Annotated in this window: 16 protein-coding genes and 1 pseudogene; 9 read left to right on the forward strand and 8 right to left on the reverse strand. The window is 69.3% G+C overall.

The genetic code is table 11. The features are described 5' to 3' along the window. The first annotated feature begins 148 nt into the window (after nt 1-148). Nucleotides 149-3,565 (forward strand): PecA family PE domain-processing aspartic protease, encoded by a 3,417-nt coding sequence (locus AWC16_RS24585; protein ID WP_165759296.1) that lies wholly within the window; start codon nt 149-151, stop codon nt 3,563-3,565. Between the two features lie 21 nt (nt 3,566-3,586). Here the strand turns inward: AWC16_RS24585 and AWC16_RS22740 are convergent, their stop codons facing one another. Together AWC16_RS22740 and AWC16_RS22745 are read right to left on the reverse strand one after the other, a co-directional pair. After that, nucleotides 3,587-4,624 (reverse strand): LLM class flavin-dependent oxidoreductase, encoded by a 1,038-nt coding sequence (locus AWC16_RS22740; protein WP_085266982.1) that lies wholly within the window; start codon nt 4,622-4,624, stop codon nt 3,587-3,589. Between the two features lie 21 nt (nt 4,625-4,645). Beyond that, a complete protein-coding gene (locus AWC16_RS22745; RefSeq protein WP_085266983.1) occupies nt 4,646-5,464 on the reverse strand; it encodes a uracil-DNA glycosylase in 819 nt (272 codons plus the stop codon). Between the two features lie 144 nt (nt 5,465-5,608). On the opposite strand from AWC16_RS22745, the gene AWC16_RS22750 reads away from it, so the two are divergent. The 3 genes from AWC16_RS22750 (at nt 5,609) to AWC16_RS22760 (ending at nt 8,871) form a co-directional block, all read left to right on the forward strand. Beyond that, the gene (locus tag AWC16_RS22750) at nt 5,609-6,928 is read left to right on the forward strand and encodes an FAD-binding oxidoreductase (RefSeq protein ID WP_207572396.1); all 1,320 of its coding nucleotides are present in this window, start codon (nt 5,609-5,611) and stop codon (nt 6,926-6,928) included. A gap of 108 nt (nt 6,929-7,036) precedes the next feature. Beyond that, complete coding sequence (locus AWC16_RS22755) at nt 7,037-8,257, forward strand: cytochrome P450 (protein ID WP_085266985.1); 1,221 nt, start codon at nt 7,037-7,039, stop codon at nt 8,255-8,257. Continuing rightward, nucleotides 8,257-8,871, forward strand: a complete 615-nt coding sequence (locus AWC16_RS22760; protein ID WP_085266986.1) for a TetR/AcrR family transcriptional regulator — start codon at nt 8,257-8,259, stop codon at nt 8,869-8,871. Before AWC16_RS22755 ends, AWC16_RS22760 begins: the two co-directional genes overlap by 1 nt. 116 nt (nt 8,872-8,987) lie before the next feature. On the opposite strand, the gene AWC16_RS22765 is transcribed toward AWC16_RS22760, so the two are convergent. Together AWC16_RS22765 and AWC16_RS22770 are read right to left on the reverse strand one after the other, a co-directional pair. After that, nucleotides 8,988-10,127 (reverse strand): acyltransferase family protein, encoded by a 1,140-nt coding sequence (locus AWC16_RS22765; RefSeq protein WP_085266987.1) that lies wholly within the window; start codon nt 10,125-10,127, stop codon nt 8,988-8,990. Next, complete coding sequence (locus AWC16_RS22770) at nt 10,124-11,854, reverse strand: DEAD/DEAH box helicase (RefSeq protein WP_085266988.1); 1,731 nt, start codon at nt 11,852-11,854, stop codon at nt 10,124-10,126. Before AWC16_RS22770 ends, AWC16_RS22765 begins: the two co-directional genes overlap by 4 nt. A 97-nt stretch (nt 11,855-11,951) precedes the next feature. On the opposite strand from AWC16_RS22770, the gene AWC16_RS22775 reads away from it, so the two are divergent. Beyond that, complete coding sequence (locus tag AWC16_RS22775; RefSeq protein ID WP_409370696.1) at nt 11,952-12,518, forward strand: LppP/LprE family lipoprotein; 567 nt, start codon at nt 11,952-11,954, stop codon at nt 12,516-12,518. A gap of 26 nt (nt 12,519-12,544) precedes the next feature. Here the strand turns inward: AWC16_RS22775 and AWC16_RS22780 are convergent, their stop codons facing one another. Continuing rightward, complete coding sequence (locus AWC16_RS22780; protein WP_085267004.1) at nt 12,545-14,461, reverse strand: MFS transporter; 1,917 nt, start codon at nt 14,459-14,461, stop codon at nt 12,545-12,547. Nucleotides 14,462-14,745: 284 nt separating this feature from the next. Between AWC16_RS22780 and AWC16_RS22785 the strand changes: the two genes are divergently transcribed. From AWC16_RS22785 to AWC16_RS22795, 3 genes are all read left to right on the forward strand, one after another. After that, nucleotides 14,746-15,537, forward strand: coding sequence for a hypothetical protein (locus AWC16_RS22785; protein WP_085266990.1), 792 nt, complete (start codon nt 14,746-14,748; stop codon nt 15,535-15,537). A gap of 137 nt (nt 15,538-15,674) precedes the next feature. Beyond that, nucleotides 15,675-19,370 (forward strand): multifunctional oxoglutarate decarboxylase/oxoglutarate dehydrogenase thiamine pyrophosphate-binding subunit/dihydrolipoyllysine-residue succinyltransferase subunit, encoded by a 3,696-nt coding sequence (locus AWC16_RS22790; protein WP_085266991.1) that lies wholly within the window; start codon nt 15,675-15,677, stop codon nt 19,368-19,370. Nucleotides 19,371-19,449: 79 nt separating this feature from the next. Beyond that, nucleotides 19,450-20,274: an SDR family NAD(P)-dependent oxidoreductase gene (locus tag AWC16_RS22795; RefSeq protein ID WP_085266992.1), complete on the forward strand. Its 825-nt coding sequence runs from the start codon at nt 19,450-19,452 to the stop codon at nt 20,272-20,274. Nucleotides 20,275-20,400: 126 nt separating this feature from the next. On the opposite strand, the gene AWC16_RS22800 is transcribed toward AWC16_RS22795, so the two are convergent. The 3 genes from AWC16_RS22800 to AWC16_RS22810 all read right to left on the reverse strand — a co-directional run bounded on the left by AWC16_RS22800 (nt 20,401) and on the right by AWC16_RS22810 (nt 23,513). Then, nucleotides 20,401-21,258 carry a glycine betaine ABC transporter substrate-binding protein gene (locus AWC16_RS22800; protein WP_085266993.1) on the reverse strand — a complete coding sequence of 286 codons (858 nt, stop codon included), beginning with the start codon at nt 21,256-21,258 and terminating at the stop codon, nt 20,401-20,403. A gap of 7 nt (nt 21,259-21,265) precedes the next feature. Continuing rightward, the gene (locus tag AWC16_RS22805) at nt 21,266-22,453 is read right to left on the reverse strand and encodes an NAD(P)-dependent malic enzyme (RefSeq protein ID WP_085266994.1); all 1,188 of its coding nucleotides are present in this window, start codon (nt 22,451-22,453) and stop codon (nt 21,266-21,268) included. 70 nt (nt 22,454-22,523) lie between these two features. Beyond that, complete coding sequence (locus AWC16_RS22810; RefSeq protein ID WP_085266995.1) at nt 22,524-23,513, reverse strand: malate dehydrogenase; 990 nt, start codon at nt 23,511-23,513, stop codon at nt 22,524-22,526. A 152-nt stretch (nt 23,514-23,665) separates the two neighbouring features. On the opposite strand from AWC16_RS22810, the pseudogene corA reads away from it, so the two are divergent. Then, nucleotides 23,666-24,682: pseudogene (gene corA, locus AWC16_RS22815) on the forward strand (magnesium/cobalt transporter CorA); the annotation flags it as partial. Nucleotides 24,683-24,783: the final 101 nt, after the last annotated feature.

Raw genomic sequence — 24,783 nt, forward strand, 5'->3', positions numbered from 1 at the left:
GGATGCGATTCTGCGTCTGCTCGCGGTGATGCTCACGCCGACGTCTTTCACTTAGTCAGCACTGTTTCCTGGATTGGCTAGCTGTACCCTTTTGCTCAGGGACAACTCAGCTAGTATGTGTGCGAGACGTCACAGACTAGGGAGTGCGATGACTCGTCGGAGCGGGCAGCGCAAGCCCAAGTCAAAACACAGTCGGCTGGTAGGCGCGGGTGCCGCGATCGGGGCTTTCCTCACTTTCGGGCTGACACCGGCCGTTCCCGCAGCGCACGCCGACGGGCTGGACCTGGACTGGCTCGTTGAGCTGTTCACCCCGGACCCCGGGGTGGCTGCGGACTCCGACCCGTTCGGTACCGCGGCACTGTTCGACCAACTCTTCTACGACCCGCTGAACACCCAGATCCAGGCCTGGATCACCAGCCCCTTCGGCGAGCAGATCAACACCGGCATCAACCAACTGCTCGGGGCCTATGTGATCGGCAATGGAGTCGACGGGACAGCCGACAACCCCAACGGCGGCGCCGGGGGCCTGTGGTTCGGCAACGGCGGTGACGGTTTCGACCAGAGCGCCGCCGGGGTGGCCGGCGGCAACGGCGGGGCGGCCGGGATGTTCGGCGACGGCGGGGCAGGCGGTGACGGTGGAGCCGGTGCCGCGGGCGGCATCGGCGGCACCGGCGGGTGGCTGATGGGCAACGGCGGCGCCGGCGGCGCCGGCGGGATCGGGATCAACGGCGGGGCCGGTGGCACCGGGGGTGCCGGCGGCGACGCGATCGGCTGGTTGTTCGGCAACGGCGGTGCCGGCGGCGAAGGCGGTGCCGGCGCCGGTGGCACGGCCGGGCCGGCGGCCTTCGCCGGAGGCACGGGCGGGCTGGGCGGTAACGGCGGCGCGGGTGGATCCAGCTCGGCACAGTACGGCGACGGCGGCCGCGGTGGCACCGGCGGAACCGGCGGCACAGGTGGGGCCGGCGGCTCCGGAACCGCCGGTGCGGACGCCACGGTCGCGGGCGGAGCCGGCGGCAACGGCGGCGACGGGATGCAGGGCGGCAACGGCGGGGCGGGCGGAGCCGGCGGCGCGGGCGGAGCTTCGACCCAAGGCAACGCGGGCCTGCAGGGCACCGGCGGAAACGGCGGAAACGGCGGGGCCGGCGGCAATCCCGGCGACGGCGGGGCCGGCGCCAACGGCAACGCCGGCAACCCGGACGGGGGCCGAGGCGGCAACGGCGGTCTGGTCGGCGCCGGCGGCATCGGCGGTGACGGCGGGGCGGGTTCCATCCAGGGCGCCGGCGGGGCAACCGGCGCGGCACCGACCACGTCCGCGGGGCACGGCGGCGCCGGCGGCAACGGCTACGACGCGGCCGCCGACCCGAACGCCATCGCGGGCACCAACGGCGGCAACGGCGGCGACGGAGGAACCGGCAGCCTGCACGGCAACGGCGGAGCCGGCGGGGCGGGCGGTAACGGCGCCGTCGGAGCGAACGGCACCGCCGCCCTCAACGGCGGCAACGCCGGTAACGGCGGCAACGGGGGCAGGGGCGGCGCCGGCGGCGACTCGCTCGGCGACGGCAACGGTGGAGCGGGCGGCGCCGGCGGCAATGCCGGCGACGGCGGCCGAGGCTTGGACCAAAAGTATCTGCCCCCCAGCGCCACTCTGCCCGGCAGCGGCGGAGTCGGCGGAACCGGCGGGGCCGGCGGAGCCGGCGGCAGCAGCGTCAGCGCACATGGTGACGGCACCGGCAACGGCGGCGCGGGTGGCGCAGGCGGCGCCGGCGGAAACGGCGGCGGCAACGGCATCGCCACACTGGATGTGGCCAACAACGTGCCCTACGGCAGCGGCGGCGACGGTGGAGCCGGCGGCGCCGGAGGTAACGGCGGCCTCGGCGACACCGGGGCGTCCGGCGGCGGTACCGGCTTCAACGGCGGCCACGGCGGTGCCGGCGGCAGCGGCGGCGCGGGCGGTTCGGCCTACGACGGCAACCCGGCCATCGGTGAGCACGGCAGGTTCGGCACCAACGGCAACGGTGGCGCCGGCGGCGCCGGCGGCAGCGGGGGCGGCGGCGGCACCGGTGGGATCGGCGACGACAGTGCCGGTGGGACCGGAGGCAACGGCGGCAACGGCGGGGCAGCCGGTGACGGCGGAGCACCCGGGTCCGGGTTCTACGCCCAGCCCGGGATCAACCGAGCACCGGTCGGAATCGGCGGCGACGGCGGCGACGGCGGCACGGCGGGATCCGGTGGGGCCGGCGGCGCCGGCGATACCGGGTTCAACGGCGGCCAAGGCGGCAGCGGCGGGATCGGCGGTGCCGGTGGCAACGGCGGGGATGCCGCCGGCGACTACTACGCGCAGGGCTCCAGCGCCGGCAACGGTGGCAACGGCGGCGACGGCGGTGACGCCGGAACGGGCGGCGCGGGCGCCCAAGCGGGCACCGGCGGCAACGCCGGCGCGGGCGGCGACGGCGGCAACGGTGGCAACGGCGGTGACGCCACCCTGACCGGACGGAATGTGCACGGCGGCGCAGCCGGTGACGGCGGCGACGGCGGAGCGGCGGGCGCGGTCGCCGCCGGCGGAGCCGGAGCCCAGGGCGGCGACGGCGGTGACGGCGGCGTCGGCGGTATCGGCGGGGCAGTCGGCAGCAACGGCGCCAACGGCGCCGGGGGTTCCGGCGGAGCCGGTTCCGGCGGTGGGCCCGCCGGTGAGACCGGCGGGCCCGACGGACCGGTGAACGTCGCTATCCCGCTGTACATGCAGAGCGGCGGCATCAGCCCCATCGTCTACATCTCGATCAACGGCGGGCCGCCGGTGCCGGTCCAGATCGACACCGGCTCTACCGGTCTGACCATCCTGAACAGCGCAGTCGGCAACCCGGGTGGGCTCGGCAGCGTGCTGCTGTCCGGCAGCGCCAGCTACGCCGGCCTGGGCAACAACAGCTACGGCTACCAGACCTACAGCACCACGGTGGGATTCTGCGACAAGCTCGGCGACTGCCCGGACAGCCTGATCACCGATCCGACCGGCGTCAACGTGGTCACCGCCGGGTCGAACGCACTGATGACGCAGTACTTCAACAGCTACGGCATCGTCGGGGTGCTCGGCATCGGACCCAACAACGGCTTTGCCGGCACCTCGACGATCATCTCGGCCTTGCCCGGTGCCCTCAACCAGGGCGTGCTGATCGACCAGCAGACCGGCCAGGTGATCTTCGGACCGAACCCGCTCACCCCCGAGATCTCCGTTTCCGGGTCGCCGTATGTCGACACGATGGTGTCCATCAACGGTGGTCCGCCGGTGGCGGTCACCACCTCGATCGACTCCGGCGGCATGTACGGCAGCATTCCGCAGCTGCTGGTCCCGAGCCTCGGCGTCGGTTCGCAGGTGCCGGCCGGCACGGTGATCTCGGTGTACTCCGCCGACGGCGAGACGCTGCTGTACTCCTACACCACGACGGCGGGCACCGGCCCGTGGGTCACCTCCGGCGGCGCAGCCAACAGCGGCTATTACCCGTTCTCGGTGAACCCGGTCTACATCGACTACCGCCCCAGCGGTTTCGGGACCACCATCATCAGCCGCTGAGGCCGCTGAGACGCTGAGGCCTCACAGCAGCTCTTTGGCCAGCAGCTCGCAGGTGCGTTCCCGGCCCGGCGCGGAGGCCGGGTCGGTGCCGCGGTGCGCCGAGGCGACGGGATTGACCATCACCTCGTCGACGCCGAACTCCTCCGCCAGCGCCGTAAGTTGTTCCGCCGCTTCGGCCGGAGCGCCGACGACCGCACGCCGCAGCCCGCTGTCGATGATGCGCTGTTCGGCCTCCGACACCCGTAGGGCCTGCGCGTCCTCGACCAGATCGACCGCCCCCAGCGGCCTGCCGGTGCGCAGCCGGGCCATCATCTGCAGGTTCGGCAGCATCAACGCCGTTGCCTCGTCGCGGGTTTCGGCGACGCAGGCGTTGACGGTCAGGAATGTGGTCGGCTCGGCGCACACGTCACTCGGGGTGAAATTCTCCCGGTAGTAGGCCAGCGCCTCTTCGGTGCCGTGTCCGGAGAAGTGGTGGGCGAACACGTACGGCAGTCCCTTGGCCGCGGCCAACCGAGCCGAATACATGCTCGACCCCAGCAGCCACAACCGCGGCTCGCCGGCCGCCGCCGGGGTGGCCTTGAGCAGGTAGTCGCCGTCGCGCAGCTGGACCTGCACTCCGCGGCTGCTCATCATCGCCCGCACGTGGTCGAGATAGTCCGGGAAGTTCGCTATGTCTTTGTCGTCCATGCCGCGCTGACCGCGCAGCATGACCGAGGTGACCGGATCCGAACCCGGCGCCCGGCCGATGCCCAGGTCGATACGGCCCGGCGCGGCGGCCTCCAGCAGCGCGAACTGTTCGGCCACCGCCAGCGGAGCGTGGTTGGGCAGCATCACCCCGCCGGAACCCAGCCGTACCCGCGACGTCTGCGCAGCCAGGTAGGCGAGCAGCACCGGCGGGCTGGTGGCGCCCACCGAGGGCATGTTGTGGTGTTCGGCCACCCAGTACCGGGTGAAACCGAGCCGGTCGGCCGTCTGGGCCAGCCGCACCGTCGCCGCCAGCGCGTCGGCGGTGGACTGATCGGTGCGGACCGGGACGAGATCGAGAACGGAAAGACGCACGCTAGGACTCAACGCCGGGCCTCAGCCGGATAGTCCCGCCAGCTGCGCCGCCTGGCCGAAGACGTCGTCCAGCATCGCCGGGGTGAGCCGGCCGGTGAACATGTTCTGCTGGCTGGGGTGATAGCAGCCCAGCAACCGCAGCGTCGGGCTGAGTTCGGCGACCGCGCCGTGGCCGAACTTCGGTTTGGGCTTGGGCAGCTGGTCAGCAGCCATCCGCAGCGCAATCTGCCAGGCGAAGCCGCCGAGGGCGACCAACACCCGCACATGCGGGGCGATCAGCCGCCATTCCGCGTCGATCCACGGCGCGCAGGTATTGCGCTCGGTTGTCGTCGGCGAGTTGCCCGGCGGCGCACAGCGCACCGGAGCGACGATCCGGATCTTCTTGGTGCTCAACCCATCCGCGGCGTCCACGCTGGTCGGCTGGTTGACCAGACCGGCCCGGTACAACGCGGCGTACAACTGGTCGCCGGACCGGTCTCCGGTGAACATCCGCCCGGTGCGGTTGGCGCCGTTGGCGGCCGGGGCCAGCCCGACGACGACGATCTTCGGTTTCGGTGCCCCCCAGCCGGGTACCGGCCGTCCCCAGTACGGCTGGCCGGCGAACGACTTTCGTTTGGCGACGGCGACCTGCTCGCGCCAACTCACCAATCGCGGGCAGGCCCGGCAGACGCTGATCAGGGCGTCGAGTTCGTCGATCGATTCCACCTGGTCGGCCAATCGGGCCACCTGCTCGGCGTCGGCGGCCTGCACGGTGTCCGGGGAGGCCGGGTCGCCGGGCCAGCCGGAGCCGGGCGGCACCGGGGAGTCGAAAGGCTGACCGGTGCGGGGGTGCTTCAGCATTGGTCCATCGTGCCGGGTGGGCCATGACGGGCATCGCGCGATGGCACAGATCGGTTCCGGATCGGTGCGCCACCCCACGTCCGTAGGATCGCCTGCGTGACCGCCGACGCGCTGACCCAGCTGATAGCCGATCTTCCCGACGGCATGGTGGTCACCGACCCGACTATCACCGCGGGCTATCGGCAGGACAACGCGCTGGACCCGTTGGCGGGCACACCGCTGGCCGTGGTGCGACCGCTGCGTACCGAAGAGGTGCAAATGGTGATGCGGTGGGCCACCGCCAACCGGATTCCGGTGGTGACCCGGGGTGCCGGTACCGGACTGTCCGGCGGCGCCACCGCCGTCGACGGCGGGATCGTCTTGTGCACCGAGAAGATGCGCGAGATCACCGTCGATCCGGTCACCCGGACCGCGGTGTGCCAGCCCGGCCTGTTCAACGCCGAGGTGAAGAAGGCGGTCGCCGCGCACGGACTCTGGTACCCGCCGGACCCGTCGTCGTTCGAGATCTGCAGCATCGGCGGCAACATCGCCACCAACGCCGGCGGCCTGTGCTGCGTCAAGTACGGCGTCACCACCGACTATGTGCTGGGGCTGGTGGTGGTGCTCGCCGACGGCACCGCGGTGCGGCTGGGCGGGCCACGGCTCAAGGACGTCGCCGGGCTGTCCCTGACCAAGTTGTTCGTCGGCAGCGAGGGCACCCTCGGGGTGATCACCGAGGTGACCCTGCGGCTGCTGCCGGCCCAGCCCACGTCCTCGGTGGTGGTGGCCACCTTCGAGTCGGTGACGGCCGCGGCCGATGCGGTGCTCGACGTGTCCGGGCGGCTGCGCCCGTCGATGCTGGAACTCATGGACTCCGCGGCGATCAACGCCGTCGAGGACCAACTGCGGATGGGACTGGACCGCGAGGCCGCCGCCATGCTGGTGGCGGCCTCCGACGAGCGGGGTCACGCCGGCGCCGAGGACGTCGAGCTGATGGCCAGAGTGTTCGCCGAGCACCACGCCAAGGAGGTGTTCTCCACCGACGACCCGGTCGAGGCGGAGGGCTTTGTCGCGGCCCGGCGGTTCTGCATCCCCGCGGTCGAGGCGAAGGGACCGCTACTGCTCGAAGATGTCGGGGTGCCGCTGCCGAGGCTGGCGGAGCTGATCACCGGGATCGAGAAGATCGCCGCCGACCGCCGGCTGCTGATCTCGGTGATCGCGCACGCCGGCGACGGCAACACCCACCCGCTGATCGTGCATGACCCGAGCGACCCCGACCATGTGCGGCGCGCCGAGCTCGCCTACGGCGAGATCATGGATCTGGCCCTGACGCTGGGCGGCACCATCACCGGCGAGCACGGCGTGGGGCGGTTGAAGCGGCCGTGGCTGGCCGAGCAGCTGGGGCCCGACGCGATGGCGCTCAACCAGCGGGTCAAGGCCGCGCTGGATCCGCTGAACATCCTCAACCCGGGTTCGGGGATCTGACCCACCGCTCCCCGACTGAGAATCTGCCGACGGCCCCTCGGCGCGTTGTGTCGTGGTTTTCCCGTTCAATGGTTGACACCATGGGCGCGCATGTCGTATTCATGAGACATGACAACGACTGTGTCTCATCCGAGGTTTGTGCCCTGCAACGCCGAAACCTGGCCGAACCCGTGGCCGATGTACGCGGCGCTGCGTGAGCACGACCCGGTCCACCACGTGGTCCCCGAGAACGCCCCCGACCAGGATTACTACGTGCTGTCCCGGCACGCCGACATCTGGGCGGCCGCCGCTGACCACGAGACGTTCTCCTCCGCGCAAGGACTGACCATCAACTACCGCGAGCTGGAAATGATCGGCCTGGCCGACAACCCGCCGATGGTGATGACGGATCCGCCGGCGCACACCGAGTTTCGCAAGCTGGTGGCCCGCGGCTTCATGCCACGACAGGTGGAGTTGCTGGAGCCCAAAGTCCGCGAGTTCGTCGTCGAGCGCATCGAGGGGTTGCGCTCGGCGGGGGGTGGCGACATCGTCGGCGAGCTGTTCAAGCCGCTGCCGTCGATGGTGGTCGCGCACTACCTGGGTGTACCGGAGCAGGACCGCGCACAGTTCGACCGCTGGACCGAGGCGATCGTCGCCGCCACCGTCAGCGAGGACGGGGTCGCCTCGGCCGGTGACGCGGTCGGGGAGATGATGACGTACTTCACCGGGCTCATCGAACGCCGCCGAAACGCGCCGGAGGACGACACGGTCTCGCATCTGGTCGCAGCCGGAATGGGCGCCGACGGAGACATCAAAGGATTGCTGTCAGTACTGGCATTCACCTTCACCATGGTCACCGGCGGCAACGACACCACCACCGGAATGCTCGGCGGCTCAGTCCAATTGCTGCAGCGATACCCGGACCAGCGCCAGCTGCTGGTGGACAAGCCAGAGCTGATTCGCGACGCCGTCGAGGAATTGCTCCGTCTGACATCACCCGTGCAGGGGCTGGCCCGCACCACCACCAGGGACGTCACCGTCGGTGACACCACCATCCCGGCCGGCCGCAAAGTGTTGCTGCTCTACGGCTCGGGCAACCGCGACGAGCGCCAGTTCGGGCCGGATGCCGCAGAACTCAATGTGCTGCGCAAACCACACCAGATCCTCACGTTCAGCTACGGCGCGCACCACTGCATCGGGAACCAGGCGGCGCGCATGCAGGCGCGGGTGGCCCTGGAGGAGTTGCTGGCCCGCTGCCCCGACTACGCCATCGACGAGTCCGGGATTCATTGGGCCGGAGGAAGTTACGTGCGCCGGCCGCTGTCGGTGCCGTTTACCGTCGCATCGTGATGGCCGGACGCGCCTGGTTGTCTGATCAGCGCGGCGAGCTGGCCGCCGAGAAGATCCTCGACGCGGCCGAGAAGCTGTTCGCCGAGCACGACCCCGCGTCGGTGGGCATGAATGAGATCGCCCGCGCCGCAGGGTGTTCCCGCGCCACGCTGTACCGCTACTTCGAGAGCCGTGACGTGCTCTACACCGCCTACGTGCACCGTTGGGCCAACCGGCTCTATCACGAGCTGACCGAGCGGCTGGCCGGCATCGACGATCCGGCGGAGCGGCTGGTCACCGGGATGACCGAGTCGCTGGCTCTGGTGCGCAACAACCCGGCGCTGGTGTCGTGGTTCGCCGAGACCGGACCGCCGATCGGCGCGACGATGGCCGCGCAGTCGGATGTCATCACCGTGATGGTCGCGTCGTTCCTTTCTGCGCTGGGCACCAAGGACACCGACGCGGTGCAGCAGCGCGCCCAGTGGGTGGTGCGGGTGGTGACGTCGCTGCTCAGCTTTCCCGGACGCGACGCCGACGACGAGCGGGCGATGCTGATGCAGTTCGTGGTGCCGGTGGTGGTCTCGCCGAGCCGACTGAGACCTGCACAAGGGGATGGGACAATTGCCCGCCTCTGAGCGACAACTGCTGCCGTGGAGGGGATATTGTCGCTCAAAGGCGGGCAACGATCCCTATAGGGTCCGGCCGGGAACACAGGTGACCGCAAAAGGCTCTTGGCTGAACGGTATTCAGCTCAACTCCGCACGCGGGTGAGCCGGTGCAGTAGCCAGGACACCGGCACGGTGACCACCATGGTGACCACGAAGAGGTTGATCATCGACCCGGTGTAGACCGGGCTGCGCAGCACCTCCACCATCACCAACTCCATGAGCACCAGGTGAACCAGGAAGATCTCATACGAGATCTCCCCCAGCCACACCATCGGCCGGCTCGCCAAGAACCGCGCGTACCAGCCGTGGTCGCCCAGCGCCAGCGGAGCCACCGCCAGCGCGGCGATCACGGCGTAGAAGCCCGCCTTGACCAGTGCCTCGGACAGCTTGGCCGGTGAGGTGGTGGGTTCCCCGGCGATCGGGGTGGACGCGATGAGATAGCAGATGAGCGCCAACGGAATCGCCACGAAGCCGTAGCAGCGTACGCCCATGGTCTGCAGCACCGCCAGGATCATGCCGGCGACGAACCAGGCCAGGTAGCCCGGCAGCCACAGCCGGGCACCGTCGGGCAGGAAGTCGCCCGCATGGACCAGGGTCAGCCAGGCGGGCGTGATCGCCGCCGCCGCCGTCAGTCCGGCCAGCAGCCGCACCGGCCGCCACTGCCGACGGCACAACCAGACCAGGGTCACGTAGGCCAGCAGGGGCAGCACCGCGTAGAAGGCGACTTCCACCGCGAGGCTCCACATCTGGGTGAGGCCCTGGTGCAGATAGCCGTACATGTAGTTGTCGGTGTAGATCTGGGTCAGCGTCAGGTTGCGCAGCAACCCGATCCAGTTGTGGCCGGGGTTCGGTCCGCCGGTGCGGTAGTGGTAGATCACATAGGCCAGCAGCACGGTGACGACGTAGGCCGGCATGATCCGCTGCACCCGGCGCCAGGCATAGCGGCGTACCGAGGGATCCGGCCGGCCGAAGGCGTTAGCCCGCACCCACGGCCGGAACAGCAGGAACCCGGAGAGCACGAAGAAGATCGGCACCCCGATCTCCATCCGGGAGCCCAGCAGGCCGGCGTAGCCGTGGGTGTACTTGCCGGTGGTGTAGGCCGCGTGGGTGCCGACCACCAGCAGCGCGGCCACCGCACGCACGCCGGTCAGCGAGGCGACTCGGTCCACATGGGCGACCTGCTCGAGCCCGCCCTGGGTGTCCTCGTCTTCCGGCAGGCTCATTCCGCCCGTTTCCGGTGCCTACCTTCGCCGTGACGATCGGGTTTGCCGGACGGCCGGTCACGGCGCAGGTTGATCAGCTGGCCCTGGATGCGGGTCTGGTCCAGCGCCTTGAGGGTCTTGCCGGACAGTTTGGCCGGCAGTTCCACCAGCGAGTGGTCCACCCTGATGCTGATGTGCCCGAAATCGCTGCGGTTCAGGCCGCCCTCGTTGGCCAGTGCGCCGACGATGGCACCGGGGTTGACCTTGTGCCGCTTGCCGACCGCGATCCGGTAGGTGGCGAATCCCTCTTTCGGCGGGCCCTTGCGATCGCTCTTGCGGCCATCCCGGCCGCCGTCACGATCCGGCTTGGCACGTTCGCGTCGCTTGTCCGGCGGCGGTTCCACCATCAGGAACGCCTCGCCGTCGCGGGACTGCAACGCCAGCGCCGCGGCGATGTCGGCCATCGGCACGTTGTGCTCACGGCTGTAGTCCTCGACCAGCCGGCGGAACAACTCGATACCGGATGCGCCAAGATGATTGGTGATCGCGTCGGAGAACTTGGCCACCCGCTGAGCATTGACGTCGTCGACGCTGGGCAGCTCGGCCTCGATCAGCTTCTGCCGGGTCACCTTCTCGATCAGCCTGAGCAGGTGGCGTTCCCGCGGGTTGACGAACAGCAGCGCGGTTCCCGAGCGCCCGGCTCGTCCGGTGCGCCCGATCCGGTGCACATAGGCCTCGGGGTCGTTGGGGATGTCGTAGTTGACGACGTGCGAGATGCGCTCGACGTCCAGTCCGCGGGCAGCGACGTCGGTGGCGACCAGGATATCGATGTTGCCGTTCTTCAGTGCGGTGATGGTCCGCTCCCGCTGCGCCTGCGCGATGTCACCGTTGATGGCTGCGGCGGAAAATCCTCGGGCGCGCAGCTTTTCGGCGACCTCCTCGGTGGCCTGCTTGGTGCGGACGAAGACGATCATCGCTTCGAAGGGTTCGACTTCGAGCACCCGGGTCAGGGCGTCCATCTTGCGCGGCCCGGCCACCTCGATGTAGCGCTGGGTGATGTTTTCCGCCGTGGTGGTCTTGGCCTTGACGGTGACTTCGACGGGGTCGTGCAGGTAGCGGCTGGTGATGCGCCGAATGGCCGACGGCATGGTCGCCGAGAACAGCGCCACCTGCTTGTACTCGGGGGTGTCGGCCAGGATGCGCTCGACATCCTCGGCGAAACCCATCGCCAGCATCTCGTCGGCCTCGTCGAGCACCAGGTAGTCCAGGTGGGACAGGTCCAGGCTGCCGCGTTCCAGGTGGTCGATGACCCGGCCCGGGGTGCCGACCACGACCTGCGCGCCGCGCTTCAGCCCGGACAGCTGCACCGTGTAAGACGCACCGCCGTAGATGGGCAGCACGTTGATCCTCGGCAGATGCGCGCCGTAGCGCCCGAACGCCTCGGCGACCTGCAGGGCCAACTCCCGGGTGGGCGCCAGCACCAGCGCCTGGGTGGCTTTGCTGGTGGTGTCGATGCGCGACAGGATCGGAATGGCGAACGCGGCGGTCTTGCCGGTGCCGGTCTGCGCCAGCCCGACGACGTCGGAGCCCTCCAGCAAGGCGGGGATGGTGGCGGCCTGAATCGCCGACGGCGTCTCATAGCCGACGTCGGCGACGGCCTGCAGCACCGAAGGGTGGATCTGCAGGTCGGCGAAGGTCGGGGCGGGCGGGTCCGAGTGGGGCGCGGCGGGGGCATCAGGCGAGGTCATGGCGCCTAGCAGTCTACGGGCGGCGGAACGATTCACCGAACTGCCGCCCGGGGCGGTCGGCCGCGCCTCCGCAAGTCTGCGGCCGGGCGACGGTACGGTGCCCGGTGTGTCGGGTGCCGCCAAACCGTTGGCCGTCATCGTCGTGCTGACCGCGACGCTGCTGGCCGGATGCAGCTCGGGCGACTCCACCGTCGCCAAGACGCCGCAGAACACCAGCCCGCCCGCCGCGCCACCCGAAGCGCCCGCCACCACATCCGCGACGACCCGCAGCCCGGCGCCCGCCGATCCGTGCGCGGTCAACCTGGCCGCCCCGGCAATCGCCAAGGCCGTCTCGGAACTGCCGCGCGACCCGCGCAGCGGACAACCGTGGAACCCGGAACCGTTGGCCGGCAACTACAGCACGTGCGCCGACCTGTCGGCGGTCATCGTGAAGGCCAACACCAACGCCGAGAACCCGAGTACGCGTGCGGTGCTCTTTCACCGCGGGGAGTTCATCGCGCCGTCGGTGCCGGACACCTACGGATTCGGCGGGATCGATCTGGCGCACAGCACCGGTGACACGGTTGCGCTGCAGAACGCCAGCGGCATACCGGGATTGACCGGTACCGTGAAGTTCCACTGGAACGGCTCCGGGGTGGAGATCATCGGCAACACCGCCAGGTAAGCCGAGGCGCCTGCTACGCCGGCGCACTAATTGCCACGGCGCGAATGCCGACCCAAGACATCGGTGTCGTCGGGATCCTGCTGATAGTGCCTGTTGCGGCGCGCCGGGCTGGCGCTGGTGATCCCGAATTTGGCCAGCACGTCGGACACCGGCGTCCCGTTGTTGAGGGGACGGAAATGGCGTCCCTCATCGACATGAAAGCCGTTGTGGTGCAGTACTACCGGCTCCGGCTCGGGTTCCGGAATCACCGTGCGCACCGGCGGGATCTCGACGGTCAGCGGCTCGGTGGCGGGCTCATCGCGGCGGACCTGACGGACCCGCCGGCGGATCTCCCGGCCGCGTCGGGCGACGACCGGAATCGGATCGGTGCGCTCATCGACTTCGCGGTTCGGCTGCAAGGCCGCGAAGTGGCTGGGCAGACTGACGCGTTCCAGGACGACAGGATCATCGGCGCGGTCGTCGAATTCATCGAGATCGTTGAAATCGCCGAAATCGTCCAAGGGGTCGTCGGGGCCATCGATCGACCCGGCGGTCCGGCGTTCCGGCGGCATCACCACGATGCCGACCATGAACAGCGCGGCGATCACACCGAACAGCGCGACGAAAGCCGGCAACAGCGTCGACTCCGACATCGCCGCCGCGAAGGGCTCGTGCAGAAATTCGGGCAGCTGCAGAACCCCGGCGGTGTGCTCGGAGTGCAGGCCGCCCGGGATGGGCGGCAGGTCGGCGGCGATCCGCGACGTCATGAAGGCGGCCATGCCGGAGCTGCCCAACACCGCTCCGACCTGGCGAGTCGCGTTGTAGACCCCGGAGCCGGCCCCGGCCAGGTGCGGCGGGAGGTTGCGGGTGGCGGTGGCCGCCAGCGGCGACCAGATGAACGCCATCCCGATCCCGACCGCCGCGAACGGCAGCACCAGCCGCCAGACCGGAGTCACCGGCGTCATCTCGATCGACAGCCAGGTCAACGCGATCGCCAGCACCGAGAAGCCGAACCCGACCACCGTCCGCGGATGCGCCCGGTCGACGATCTTGCCGACCACCGGGGCCAGCACGCCGGTGGCGATCGCCATCGGCGCGGTGAGCAACGCCGACCGGGTGGGCGACATCCCGCACACCGCCTGGGCATAGAACATCACCGGCAGCACCATCGCGGTGGCCGAGAAGCCGATGACGGCCACCCCGACGTTGGACAGGGTGAAGTCGAGGTCACGGAAGATGTGCAGGGGCACCAGCGGCTCGCCGTCGGTGACGTCCTGCCAGTAGACGAAGGCCGCCAAGCAGCCGATGCCGCCGACGATCAGCGCCCAGATCCACGGCGCCCAACTCTGCGACTCGCCTTCCTGCAGGGCGAAGACGACCAGGAACATCCCGACACCCGACAGCGCCACCCCGATCAGGTCGAAGCGGTGCCGGTGGACCGGCAGCTCGGGGATCAGCACGATGGCCATCACCATGCCGATGACGCCGATCGGGACGTTGACGAAGAAGATCCACTCCCAGCCGAGCCGGTCCACCAGCACCCCGCCCGCCAGGGGTCCGATCAACGTCGCCACCCCGGCCGTGGCTCCCCAGATGCTCATCGCCATGCCACGCCGGTCCGGCGGGAAGGTGCGGGTGATCACCGTCAGGGTCTGCGGGGTCAACAGGGCGGCGCCCACGCCCTGTACCGCCCGGGCCGTGATCAACATCTCGATCCCGCCGGCCAGACCGCACCACAGCGACGCGGCGGTGAAGACCGCCAGCCCGATCAGATACAGATTCTTCGGGCCGAACTGGTCGCCGAGCCGCCCGGCGACCAGCAGCGGCACCGCGTAGCCCAGCAGGTAGGAACTGGTAACCCAGATCACGGTGTCGTAGCCGACGTCGAGCGCCGCCATGATGCTGGGATTGGCGACGGCGACGATCGTGGAGTCCACCAGGATCACGAAGAAGCCGAGCATCATCGCCCACAGCGCGTTCCACGGATTGGCCGCATCGGCCCCGGTAGCCGAGCGTGCGGTATCGGCGCGTCTCGCGTCGTCGCTCGTGCTGTTCAAGCGCCGCCCCTCCGATCGCTGCGCTTCCGGGCATAAAGCCACCTCATCCGACGCTACGGACAGATGTGGTCCGGAACAACTCGGATCGCCGGGGCGGCGATTCGCTACCGGGGCGTGACCGCGCCGTTGAAACGGGTAAACAACCGCCACCGCGTTAGCCTGAAGATCACCGAGGCGGAACGGGAGGCAACATGGGCATCTTTCGACGGCGGCGCCCGGCGCAGGACGCGGCGCCGGCCTTCGGCGATGAGAAGCCCAGCATGGCAGCCCGGGTGCTGTCACGGGTGATCGAGCGCAGCGAACGGGTGCAGGGCCCGGCGGTGCGCGCGTACGTGGCGCGACTGCGCAACGCTGATCCCGACGCCGGCCCGGCGCAGGTGGCGGCCAAGCTGGAGAAGCGTTACCTGGCGGCGGTGACGGCCGGCGGCGCCGCGGTGGGCGCCACCGCCGCGGTACCGGCGATCGGTACCCTGATGGCCCTGTCGGCGGTCGCCGGGGAGACCGCGGTCTTCCTGGAGGCCACCGCGTTCTTCGTGCTGTCCGTCGCCGAAGTGCACGGTATTCCCGTCGAAAATCGGGAACGCCGCCGCGCCCTGGTGCTGGCGGTGTTGGTCGGCGACCAGGGCAAGAGCGCCATCACCGACCTGCTGGGCTCTGGCCGCACCGGCGGCGCATGGCTCGCCGAAGGGTCGGCGGGGGTGGCCGCAGTACCGCTGCCGGCGGTCAGAGAGTTGAACTCCCGGTTGACGCGGTACTTTGTCAAGCGCTTCACGCTCCGCCGCGGGGCGCTGGCCTTCGGCAAACTGCTGCCGGTCGGCCTGGGCGCGCTGATCGGGGCCATCGGGAACCGCCTGATGGGCAAGAAGATCGTCGGAAATGCCCGCAAGGCGTTCGGCGCCCCGGCCGACCGCTGGCCGGTGACCCTGCACCTGCTGCCCGCCCTGCCCGACGACGATGCCGACTCAGCGCAACCGTCTGCCTGATCCCGGCCAGCAGAGCGGCCGGTAGACAATCGGCTGCGGGCCTGTCGGAATATCTGGGAGGGGCTAGCCTTTATGAGGCAGGTGGGCGCGGCGCAGGTGCTTCGCCGGACGACCAGGAATCGAGGCGAGAAGCTGTCGTGAGCGGTATGAGTTCACCCTTCGGTCAGAACGAGTGGCTAGTCGAGGAGATGTACCGCAAATTCCGCGAGGATCCCTCCTCGGTGGATCCGAGCTGGCACGAGTTCCTCGCCGACTACAAACCCGGCGGTCCGCACGATGACGGCGCCGCCACGCCCCCGCCGGTGACCTCCGCGGCGCCCCCGGCTCCCTCCCCTGCACCGGCGCCCGCGGCGCCGGCCTCCCCCGCCCCGGCGGCGTCGGCAACTGCGGAGAAGGCCGCCAAGCCCGCCGCCTCGCAGGCCCCCGCACCGGCCGGCGACGCCGAGCTGCAGGTGTTGCGTGGCGCCGCTGCGGCGGTGGTCAAGAACATGTCCACCTCGCTGGAGGTGCCGACGGCCACCAGCGTGCGCGCCGTGCCGGCCAAGCTGATGATCGACAACCGCATCGTCATCAACAACCAGCTCAAGCGGACGCGCGGCGGCAAGATCTCCTTCACCCACCTGCTGGGTTACGCGATCGTGCAGGCGGTTAAGCAGTTCCCCAACATGAATCGGCATTTCGCCGAGGTGGACGGCAAGCCGAATGCCGTCACGCCGGCGCACACCAATCTGGGGCTCGCCATCGACCTGCACGGCGCCGGCGGCAAGCGCTCCCTGGTGGTGGCCGCCATCAAGGGCGCGGACTCGCTGCGGTTCGCGCAGTTCGTCGCCGCCTACGAAGACATCGTGCGCCGCGCCCGGGACGGCAAGCTGACCGCCGAGGACTTTGCCGGCGTGACGATCTCGCTGACCAACCCCGGCACCATCGGCACCGTGCACTCGGTGCCCCGGCTGATGGCCGGGCAGGGCGCGATCATCGGCGTCGGCGCGATGGAGTACCCCGCCGAATTCCAGGGGGCCAGCGAGCAACGCATCGCTGAGCTCGGTGTGGGCAAGGTGATCACCTTGACCTCCACCTACGATCACCGCATCATCCAGGGCGCCGAATCCGGTGACTTCCTGCGCACCGTGCACGAGATGCTGCTCTCCGATGCCTTCTGGGACGAGATCTTCTTCGAGCTGTCCATCCCCTACGAGCCGGTGCGGTGGCGCTCGGACAACCCGGATTCGGTGGTCGACAAGAACGCCCGCGTCGTCGAGCTGATCGCCGCGTACCGCAACCGCGGCCACCTGATGGCCGACATCGACCCGCTGCGCCTGGACAACACCCGATTCCGCAGCCACCCGGACCTGGACGTGCAGAGTCACGGACTGACGCTGTGGGACCTGGACCGGGAGTTCAAGGTCGAAGGCCTGCCCGGCGGGGACTACCGCAAGCTGCGCGAGATCCTTTCCGTACTGCGGGATGCCTACTGCCGCCACGTCGGCGTGGAGTACACCCACATCCTCGAACCCGAACAGCAGCAGTGGCTGCAGGAACGCGTCGAGGTCAAGCACGTCAAACCGACTGTGGCGCAACAGAAGTACATTCTGAGCAAGCTGAATGCCGCCGAGGCGTTCGAGAACTTCCTGCAGACCAAGTACGTCGGGCAGAAGCGGTTCTCCCTGGAGGGCGCCGAGACTGTCATCCCGATGATGGACGCGGCCATCGACCAATGCGCCGAGCACGGCCTCGACGAGGTCGTCATCGGGATGCCGCACCGCGGCCGGCTCAACGTGCTGGCCAACATCGTCGGCAAGCCCTACTCGCAGATCTTCACCGAGTTCGAGGGCAACCTCAACCCGGCCGAGGCGCACGGCTCCGGCGACGTCAAGTACCACCTCGGTGCCACCGGGGTGTATCTGCAGATGTTCGGCGACAACGACATTCAGGTGTCGCTGACCGCCAACCCGTCGCACCTGGAGGCCGTCGACCCGGTCCTGGAAGGCCTGGTCCGGGCCCGCCAGGACCTGCTGGATCGCGGCACCTCGGACAGCAGCGCGCAGCCGGGATTCTCGGTGGTGCCGATGATGCTGCACGGCGATGCAGCGTTCGCCGGCCAGGGCGTGGTCGCCGAGACGCTGAACATGGCCATGCTGCCCGGCTACCGGGTCGGCGGCACCATCCACATCATCGTCAACAACCAGATCGGGTTCACCACCGCGCCGGACCACTCCCGCTCCACCGAGTACTGCACCGACGTGGCCAAGATGATCGGCGCGCCGATCTTCCACGTCAACGGCGACGACCCGGAAGCCTGCGACTGGGTGGCCCGGCTGGCGGTGGACTTCCGGCAGAAGTTCCACAAGGACGTCATCATCGACATGCTGTGCTACCGCCGCCGCGGGCACAACGAGGGCGACGACCCGTCGATGACCAACCCGTACATGTACGACGTGATCGGCACCAAGCGCGGCGTTCGCAAGAGCTACACCGAAGACCTGATCGGCCGTGGCGACATCTCGATGAAAGAGGCCGAGGACGCCCTGCGCGACTATCACGGCCAGTTGGAGCGGGTGTTCAACGAGATCCGCGAACTGGAGAAGCACGCCGCGCTGCCCAGCGAGTCGGTGGAGTCCGAGCAGCAGGTGCCGCGCGGCCTGAACACCGCGGTGGACAAGGCGATGTTGGCCCGTATCGGTGACGCGTTCATGGCGATTCCGGACGGCTTCACCGTGCACCCCCGGGTGCTGCCCGTCCTGGAGCGACGCCGCGAGATGGCCTACGAGGGCAAGGTCGACTGGGCGTTCGCCGAGCTGCTGGCGCTGGGTTCGCTGGTCGCCGACGGCAAGCTGATCCGGCTGTCCGGTCAGGACACCCGACGCGGCACCTTCTCGCAGCGGCACTCGGTGATCATCGACCAGGCCAACGGCGCGGAGTTCAGCCCGCTGCAGTTGCTGGCCACCAACGCCGACGGCACCCCGAGCGGCGGCAAGTTCCTGGTCTACGACTCACCGCTGTCGGAATTCGCTGCCGTCGGCTTCGAATACGGCTACACCGTCGGCAACCCGGAAGCCCTGGTGCTGTGGGAAGCCCAGTTCGGCGACTTCGTCAACGGTGCCCAGTCGATCATCGACGAGTTCATCAGCTCCGGCGAGGCCAAGTGGGGACAGCTGTCCAGCGTGGTGCTGCTGCTGCCGCACGGCCATGAGGGCCAGGGGCCCGACCACACCTCCGGGCGCATCGAGCGCTTCCTGCAGCTGTGGGCCGAGGGCTCGATGACCATCGCGATGCCGTCGACCCCGTCGAACTACTTCCACCTGCTGCGCCGGCATGCCCTCGACGGGATCCAGCGGCCGCTGATCGTGTTCACCCCGAAGTCGATGCTGCGGAACAAGGCGGTGATCAGCGACATCAAGGACTTCACCGACGTCAAGTTCCGCTCGGTGCTCGAGGAGCCCACCTACGGCGACGGCGACGGCGACCGGAGCAAGGTCAGCCGGGTCCTGTTGACCAGCGGCAAGCTGTACTACGAGCTGGCCGCGCGCAAGGCCAAGGACGGACGCGACGACGTGGCGATCATTCGGATCGAGCAGCTGGCCCCGCTGCCCAAGCGTCGCCTCGCCACCACCCTGGACCTCTACCCGAACGCGAGGGAGTTCTTCTGGGTGCAGGAGGAGCCGGCCAACCAGGGGGCGTGGCCGCGGTTCGGCCTGGAGCTGCCGGAGCTGTTGCCCGAGAAGCTGACCGGGATCAAGCGGATCTCGCGGCGGGCGATGTCGGCACCGTCGTCGGGCTCGTCGAAGGTGCACGCCGTCGAGCAGCAGGAGATTATCGACCTCGCGTTTGGGTGACCCCCGTTCGGGGCCACCAAACCCAGTACCAGCGGTACCGGATAAGCTCGGTCAGTCCACTTACGGCTGGGGAGAACACATGCAGGGATTCGCCGGAAAAGTTGCCGTGGTCACCGGCGCCGGTTCGGGTATCGGCCAGGCACTGGCCGTCGAGCTGGCCCGCGCGGGCGCGCAGCTGGCGATCAGCGACGTCGACACCGAAGGGCTCGCGCAGACCGAGCGGCGGTTGACCGCGCTGGGAGTACGAGTCAAGGCCGACCGCCTCGACGTCACCGAGCGGGAGACCTTCATCGCCTACGCCGACGAGGTCAACGAGCACTTCGGCAAGGTCAACCAGATCTACAACAACGCCGGCATCGCGTTCGGCGGCGACGTCGAGGTCACCCCGTTCAAGGACATCGAACGGGTGATGGACGTCGACTTCTGGGGCGTGGTCAACGGCACCAAGGCCTTCCTGCCCCACCTGATCGCCTCAGGCGACGGGCACGTCATCAACATCTCCAGCCTGTTCGGGCTGCTGTCGATGCCCGGCCAGGCCGCCTATAACGCGGCCAAGTTCGCCGTCCGCGGCTTCACCGAGGCGTTGGCGCAGGAGATGGCCATAGCCAAGCACCCGGTCAAAGTCACCACGGTGCATCCGGGCGGCATCAAGACCGCGATCGCCCGCAACGCCACCGTCGCCGAGGGCCTGGACGCCGCTGCGATGGCCGACTTCTTCGACCGGCGGCTGGCCTCCACCAGCGCCGAGGAGGCCGCCCGGGTGATCCTCGAAGGGGTCAGCAAGAACCGGGCCCGCGTGCTGATCGGCAACGACGCCCGGGCGCTCGACCTGCTGGTGCGCCTCACCGGTTCGAGGTACCAGCGACTGTTCGCGTTCGTCATCCCCAGGTTCCGGCCCCAGTAGACACCACCCCGGGGGCATAGCGACTTTTGCCCACCTATGCGCGACAAACAACGTCGACAAGCCCACATCGCGTCAGTTGTCGCGCATAGGCGGGCAAATGTGGCATACCCCGCCCCGGGCAAACCCCTACCGTCCGAGCGGGTGCTCCTCCAAGAACGCGTCGACGACCGCCTGCGGATCGGCACCACCGGCCACCCGACGGCGCATGTCGGCCAGGGCATCGGTGTCCAGCACACCGGCCACCTGGTTGACCGCCAACAGTTGAGGCTCGGTCAACTCGTTACGCCGATACAACGGCACCACATTCTCGGCGCGCACCAGTGCCGGTCGGCCGTCGGTGAGCAGTACTGTGTCGTCCGGCACGGCGGGATCGGCGGTGCTGGTCCACGCGGCGGAGATCTGCCGGGCCCGCAACGCAGCGAACAACGCTGCGTCGTCGGGGAATTCGCGCAGCCTTGGCAGCGTGCACCGGCCTACCGCAGCCGGGGCCCGCACACCGGCGACACCACCGACGACCAGACCGGAGCAGTGCCGCACCAGCGCGCGAAGGTCGGTGTCGCCCCACGCGGTCGCGGTGGCTTTCGTCACGGCCAGCGCGGGTTTGTCGGCGGCCGTCATGGCGTAGTCGCCCACCGCGAGCCCCTCCGGCAGCGCACCGGCCAACGCCCAGTAGACCTGCCGATCGGAGCGTGCCGCCGAGTCGGGGGCGAACACCGCCAGGAACCGACCGGTGAAGCCCGGAACCAGGGTCAGCTGCCCGGTTTCCAGTCCGGCGACCGGGTCGGCGAGCGTCTCGACGCGCACCGCGGCACCGGCGCCGCGCAGGGCGCTCACGTACAGCTGGGCCAGGATCTGCGACTGCGGGTCCGGTGACGTTCCCACGCTCAGCGGCGGCGGCCCCGGATGGACACCACAACCGGCGATCAGCAGGGCCACCCATCCGAGCGCCAGGCGGCGCAGGTGATGTCTCAGCGGCCGGGGCACCGTGCGCTCAGGACGTCGAGCCGGCGGCTGCCGCGACCGCCGCCGCGACGGCCGGTTCCACCCGGGGGTCGAGCGGGCTGGGCACGATCCGGTCCGGCGCCAGATCGTCGGCGACGACGGAGTAGATCGCCTCGGCCGCAGCCAATTTCATCCCCTCGGTGATCCGGCGGGCGCCCGCGTCGAGGGCACCGCGGAACACTCCGGGGAAGGCCAGCACGTTGTTGATCTGGTTCGGGAAATCACTGCGGCCGGTCGCCACCACCGCCGCGTACTTGGCGGCCAGCTCGGGGTGGATCTCCGGGTCGGGGTTGGACAGCGCGAAGACCACCCCGCCGGGAGCCATCGATGCGATCAACTCCTCGGGCACCACGCCTCCGGAGGCGCCCAGGAACACGTCGGCGCCGGCCAGCGCCTCGGCCAGGCCGCCGGTGAGGCCGGAGGGATTGGTGCGCTGCGCCAGCTCGACCTTGACCTCGTTCATATCGGTGCGTCCCTGGTGCAGGACACCCTGCGAATCCAGCACGATCATCTCCGAGATGCCCATCGACAGCAGGATGTTGGCGCACGCCACACCCGCGGCGCCGGCACCGGAGACCACCACCCGCAGCGACGAGATATCCCGGCCCAGCACCTTGGCCGCGCCCATCAGTGCCGCCAACGCCACGATCGCGGTGCCGTGCTGGTCGTCGTGCATCACCGGGCAGTCCAGCGCCTCGATCACCCGGCGCTCGATCTCGAAGCAGCGCGGGGCGGAGATGTCCTCCAGGTTGACCGCACCGAACGACGGGCGCAGCCGCACCAGGGTTTCCACGATCTCATCGGGATCCTTGGTGTCCAGCACGATCGGAATCGAGTCCAAGCCGGCGAATGTCTTGAACAGCGCGGCCTTGCCCTCCATCACCGGCAGGGACGCCGTCGGCCCGAGGTCACCGAGTCCGAGCACCGATGTACCGTCGCTGACCACCGCCACCAGCCGGTGCGCCCAGGTGTAGCGAGCGGCCAACGTGCGGTCGGCTGCGATGGCACGACTGACCTGCGCCACCCCGGGGGTGTAGGCGATCGACAGCGCGCGTTGGCTGTCCAACGGGGCCTTGAGGTCGACGGAGATCTTTCCGCCCATGTGGGCTTCGAAGATCTCTTCGTCTCCGATGACGATCGGCGAGCTGTTCACCATGTTCGCAAGGTTCTCGGGCATCGATAGTCCAGGGTACTGCGCTGGCACAACGCGACCGGCAACGGCTCAGCGCCCCTGCGCCCGGCCCCGCTCAGATCAGGCCCAGCCCGGTGACCGCTTCGCGCTCCTCGGCCAGCTCGGCGGTGGAGGCGTCGATCCGGCCGCGGGAGAAGTCGTCGATCTCCAGGCCCTGCACGATGCTCCAGTCCCCACCGGAGGTGGTGACGGGGAACGAGGAGATCAGGCCCTCCGGCACACCGTAGGAGCCGTCGGAGACCACCGCCATCGACACCCAGTCCCCGTCCGCGCTGCCCAGCAGCCAGTCCCGGGCGGCGTCGATGGTGGCCGAAGCCGCCGAGGCGGCCGACGAAGCGCCGCGCGCGTCGATGATCGCCGCGCCGCGCTTGGCGACGGTGGGGATGAAGTCGTTCTCGATCCAGGCCTGGTCACCGACCACCTCGGCGGCGTTGCGCCCGCCGACCTCGGCGTGGAACAGGTCCGGGTACTGGCTGGCGGAGTGGTTGCCCCAGATCGTCATCTTCTTGACGTCGGTGACCTTGGCGCCGGTCTTGGCGGCCAGCTGCGAGATCGCCCGGTTGTGGTCCAGACGGGTCAGCGCGGAGAAGCGCTCCTTGGGGATGTCGGGGGCGTTGGTCATCGCGATCAGCGCGTTGGTGTTGGCCGGGTTGCCGGTCACACCCACCCGGACGTCGGAGGCCGCAACCGCATTGAGGGCCTTGCCCTGCGCGGTGAAGATCGCCCCGTTGGCTTCGAGCAGGTCGCTGCGCTCCATGCCCGGTCCACGCGGGCGGGCGCCCACCAGCAGCGCCAGGTTGACGCCGTCGAAGATCTTGTTCGCGTCCGAGCCGATCTGCACGCCCGACAGCAGCGGGAACGCACAGTCGTCGAGCTCCATCACCACGCCCTCGAGCGCCTTGAGCGCGGGCTCGATCTCCAGCAGACGCAGTTCGATCGGCCGGTCGGGGCCCAGCAGCGAGCCGCTGGCCAGGCGGAACAGCAGGCTGTAGCCGATCTGACCGGCGGCGCCGGTGACGGCGACCTTGAGTGGGGATTTGCTCACGTCAAGTGCTCCTCGAACGGGTTCGGCTTGTCTGGCTTTGGTCCGGGTCGAAACTAGCGCACCGGCGCTGACCGGTCACGTTCGGGCTGGACGCGTAGCATTTGACCGGCATCTGCGCCGGGAGGGAGGCCGCTGTGACAGCGTTGCGGGACCCGGCTCCCCGGGTGTTGGTCGACTGCGGTGTCTACACCGACGGCCGGCGGGTTCCCGGCGAGTTCACCCCCGCGGGCGCGAAGGCCAAAGTCCGCGAGATCGAAGCCACCGGTCGGAATGCCTTCGTCTGGGTAGGTCTGCACGAGCCCGGCGAGGCGCAGATGCAAGGCGTGGCCGCAACCTTCCAACTGCACGAACTGTCTGTCGAGGACGCCGTGCATGCCCACCAGCGTCCCAAGCTGGAGCGCTACGACGACACCCTGTTCCTGGTGCTCAAGACCGTCAACTACGTCCCGCACGAGTCGGAGTCGCTGCCGCGACGCATCGTGGAGACCGGCGAGGTGATGATCTTCGTCGGCAAGAACTTCGTCGTCACCGTCCGGCACGGCGAACACGGCAGCCTGTCGGACGTCCGCAGACGGATGGACGCCGACCCGGACCATCTGCGGCTGGGCCCCTATGCCGTCATGCACGCCATCGCCGACCACGTCGTGGACCGCTACGTCGAGGTGACCAACCTGATGGAAAGCGACATCGACACCATCGAGGAAATGGCCTTCGCCCCCGGCACCCGCACCGACGTGGAACCGATCTATCAGCTCAAGCGCGAGGTCGTCGAACTGCGGCGTGCGGTCGCGCCGCTGTCCGTGCCGTTTCAGCGGATGCAGACCGACTACAAGGATCTGATCTCCAAGGAGGTGCGGCGATACCTGCGTGACGTCGCCGACCATCAGACCCGTGCCGGCGAACAGATCTCCAGTTATGACGAGATGTTGAGCTCCCTGGTGCAGGCCGCGCTCGCGCGAGTGGGCATGCAGCAGAACACCGACATGCGCAAGATGTCGGCCTGGGCCGGCATCATCGCCGTCCCCACCATGATCGCCGGCATCTACGGAATGAACTTCGACCACATGCCGGCACTGCACTGGGTGTTCAGCTATCCGCTGGTCCTGGTGGGCATGGCCATCATCTGCACGGTGCTCTATCGCGCGTTCCGCCGCAACGGCTGGCTCTGAGTCCGCCGCCTCCGGTGAGCGTGCATTGCTCCTATGTCAAGCAGCGGCGGCGTGGGGTGTGTGGTGTCGTGACTTCTCGTCGGTGTGGAGGCGGTTGTAGA

This window comes from Mycolicibacter longobardus, assembly GCF_002102265.1.
GTDB classification, from domain to species: Bacteria; Actinomycetota; Actinomycetes; order Mycobacteriales; family Mycobacteriaceae; genus Mycobacterium; species Mycobacterium longobardum.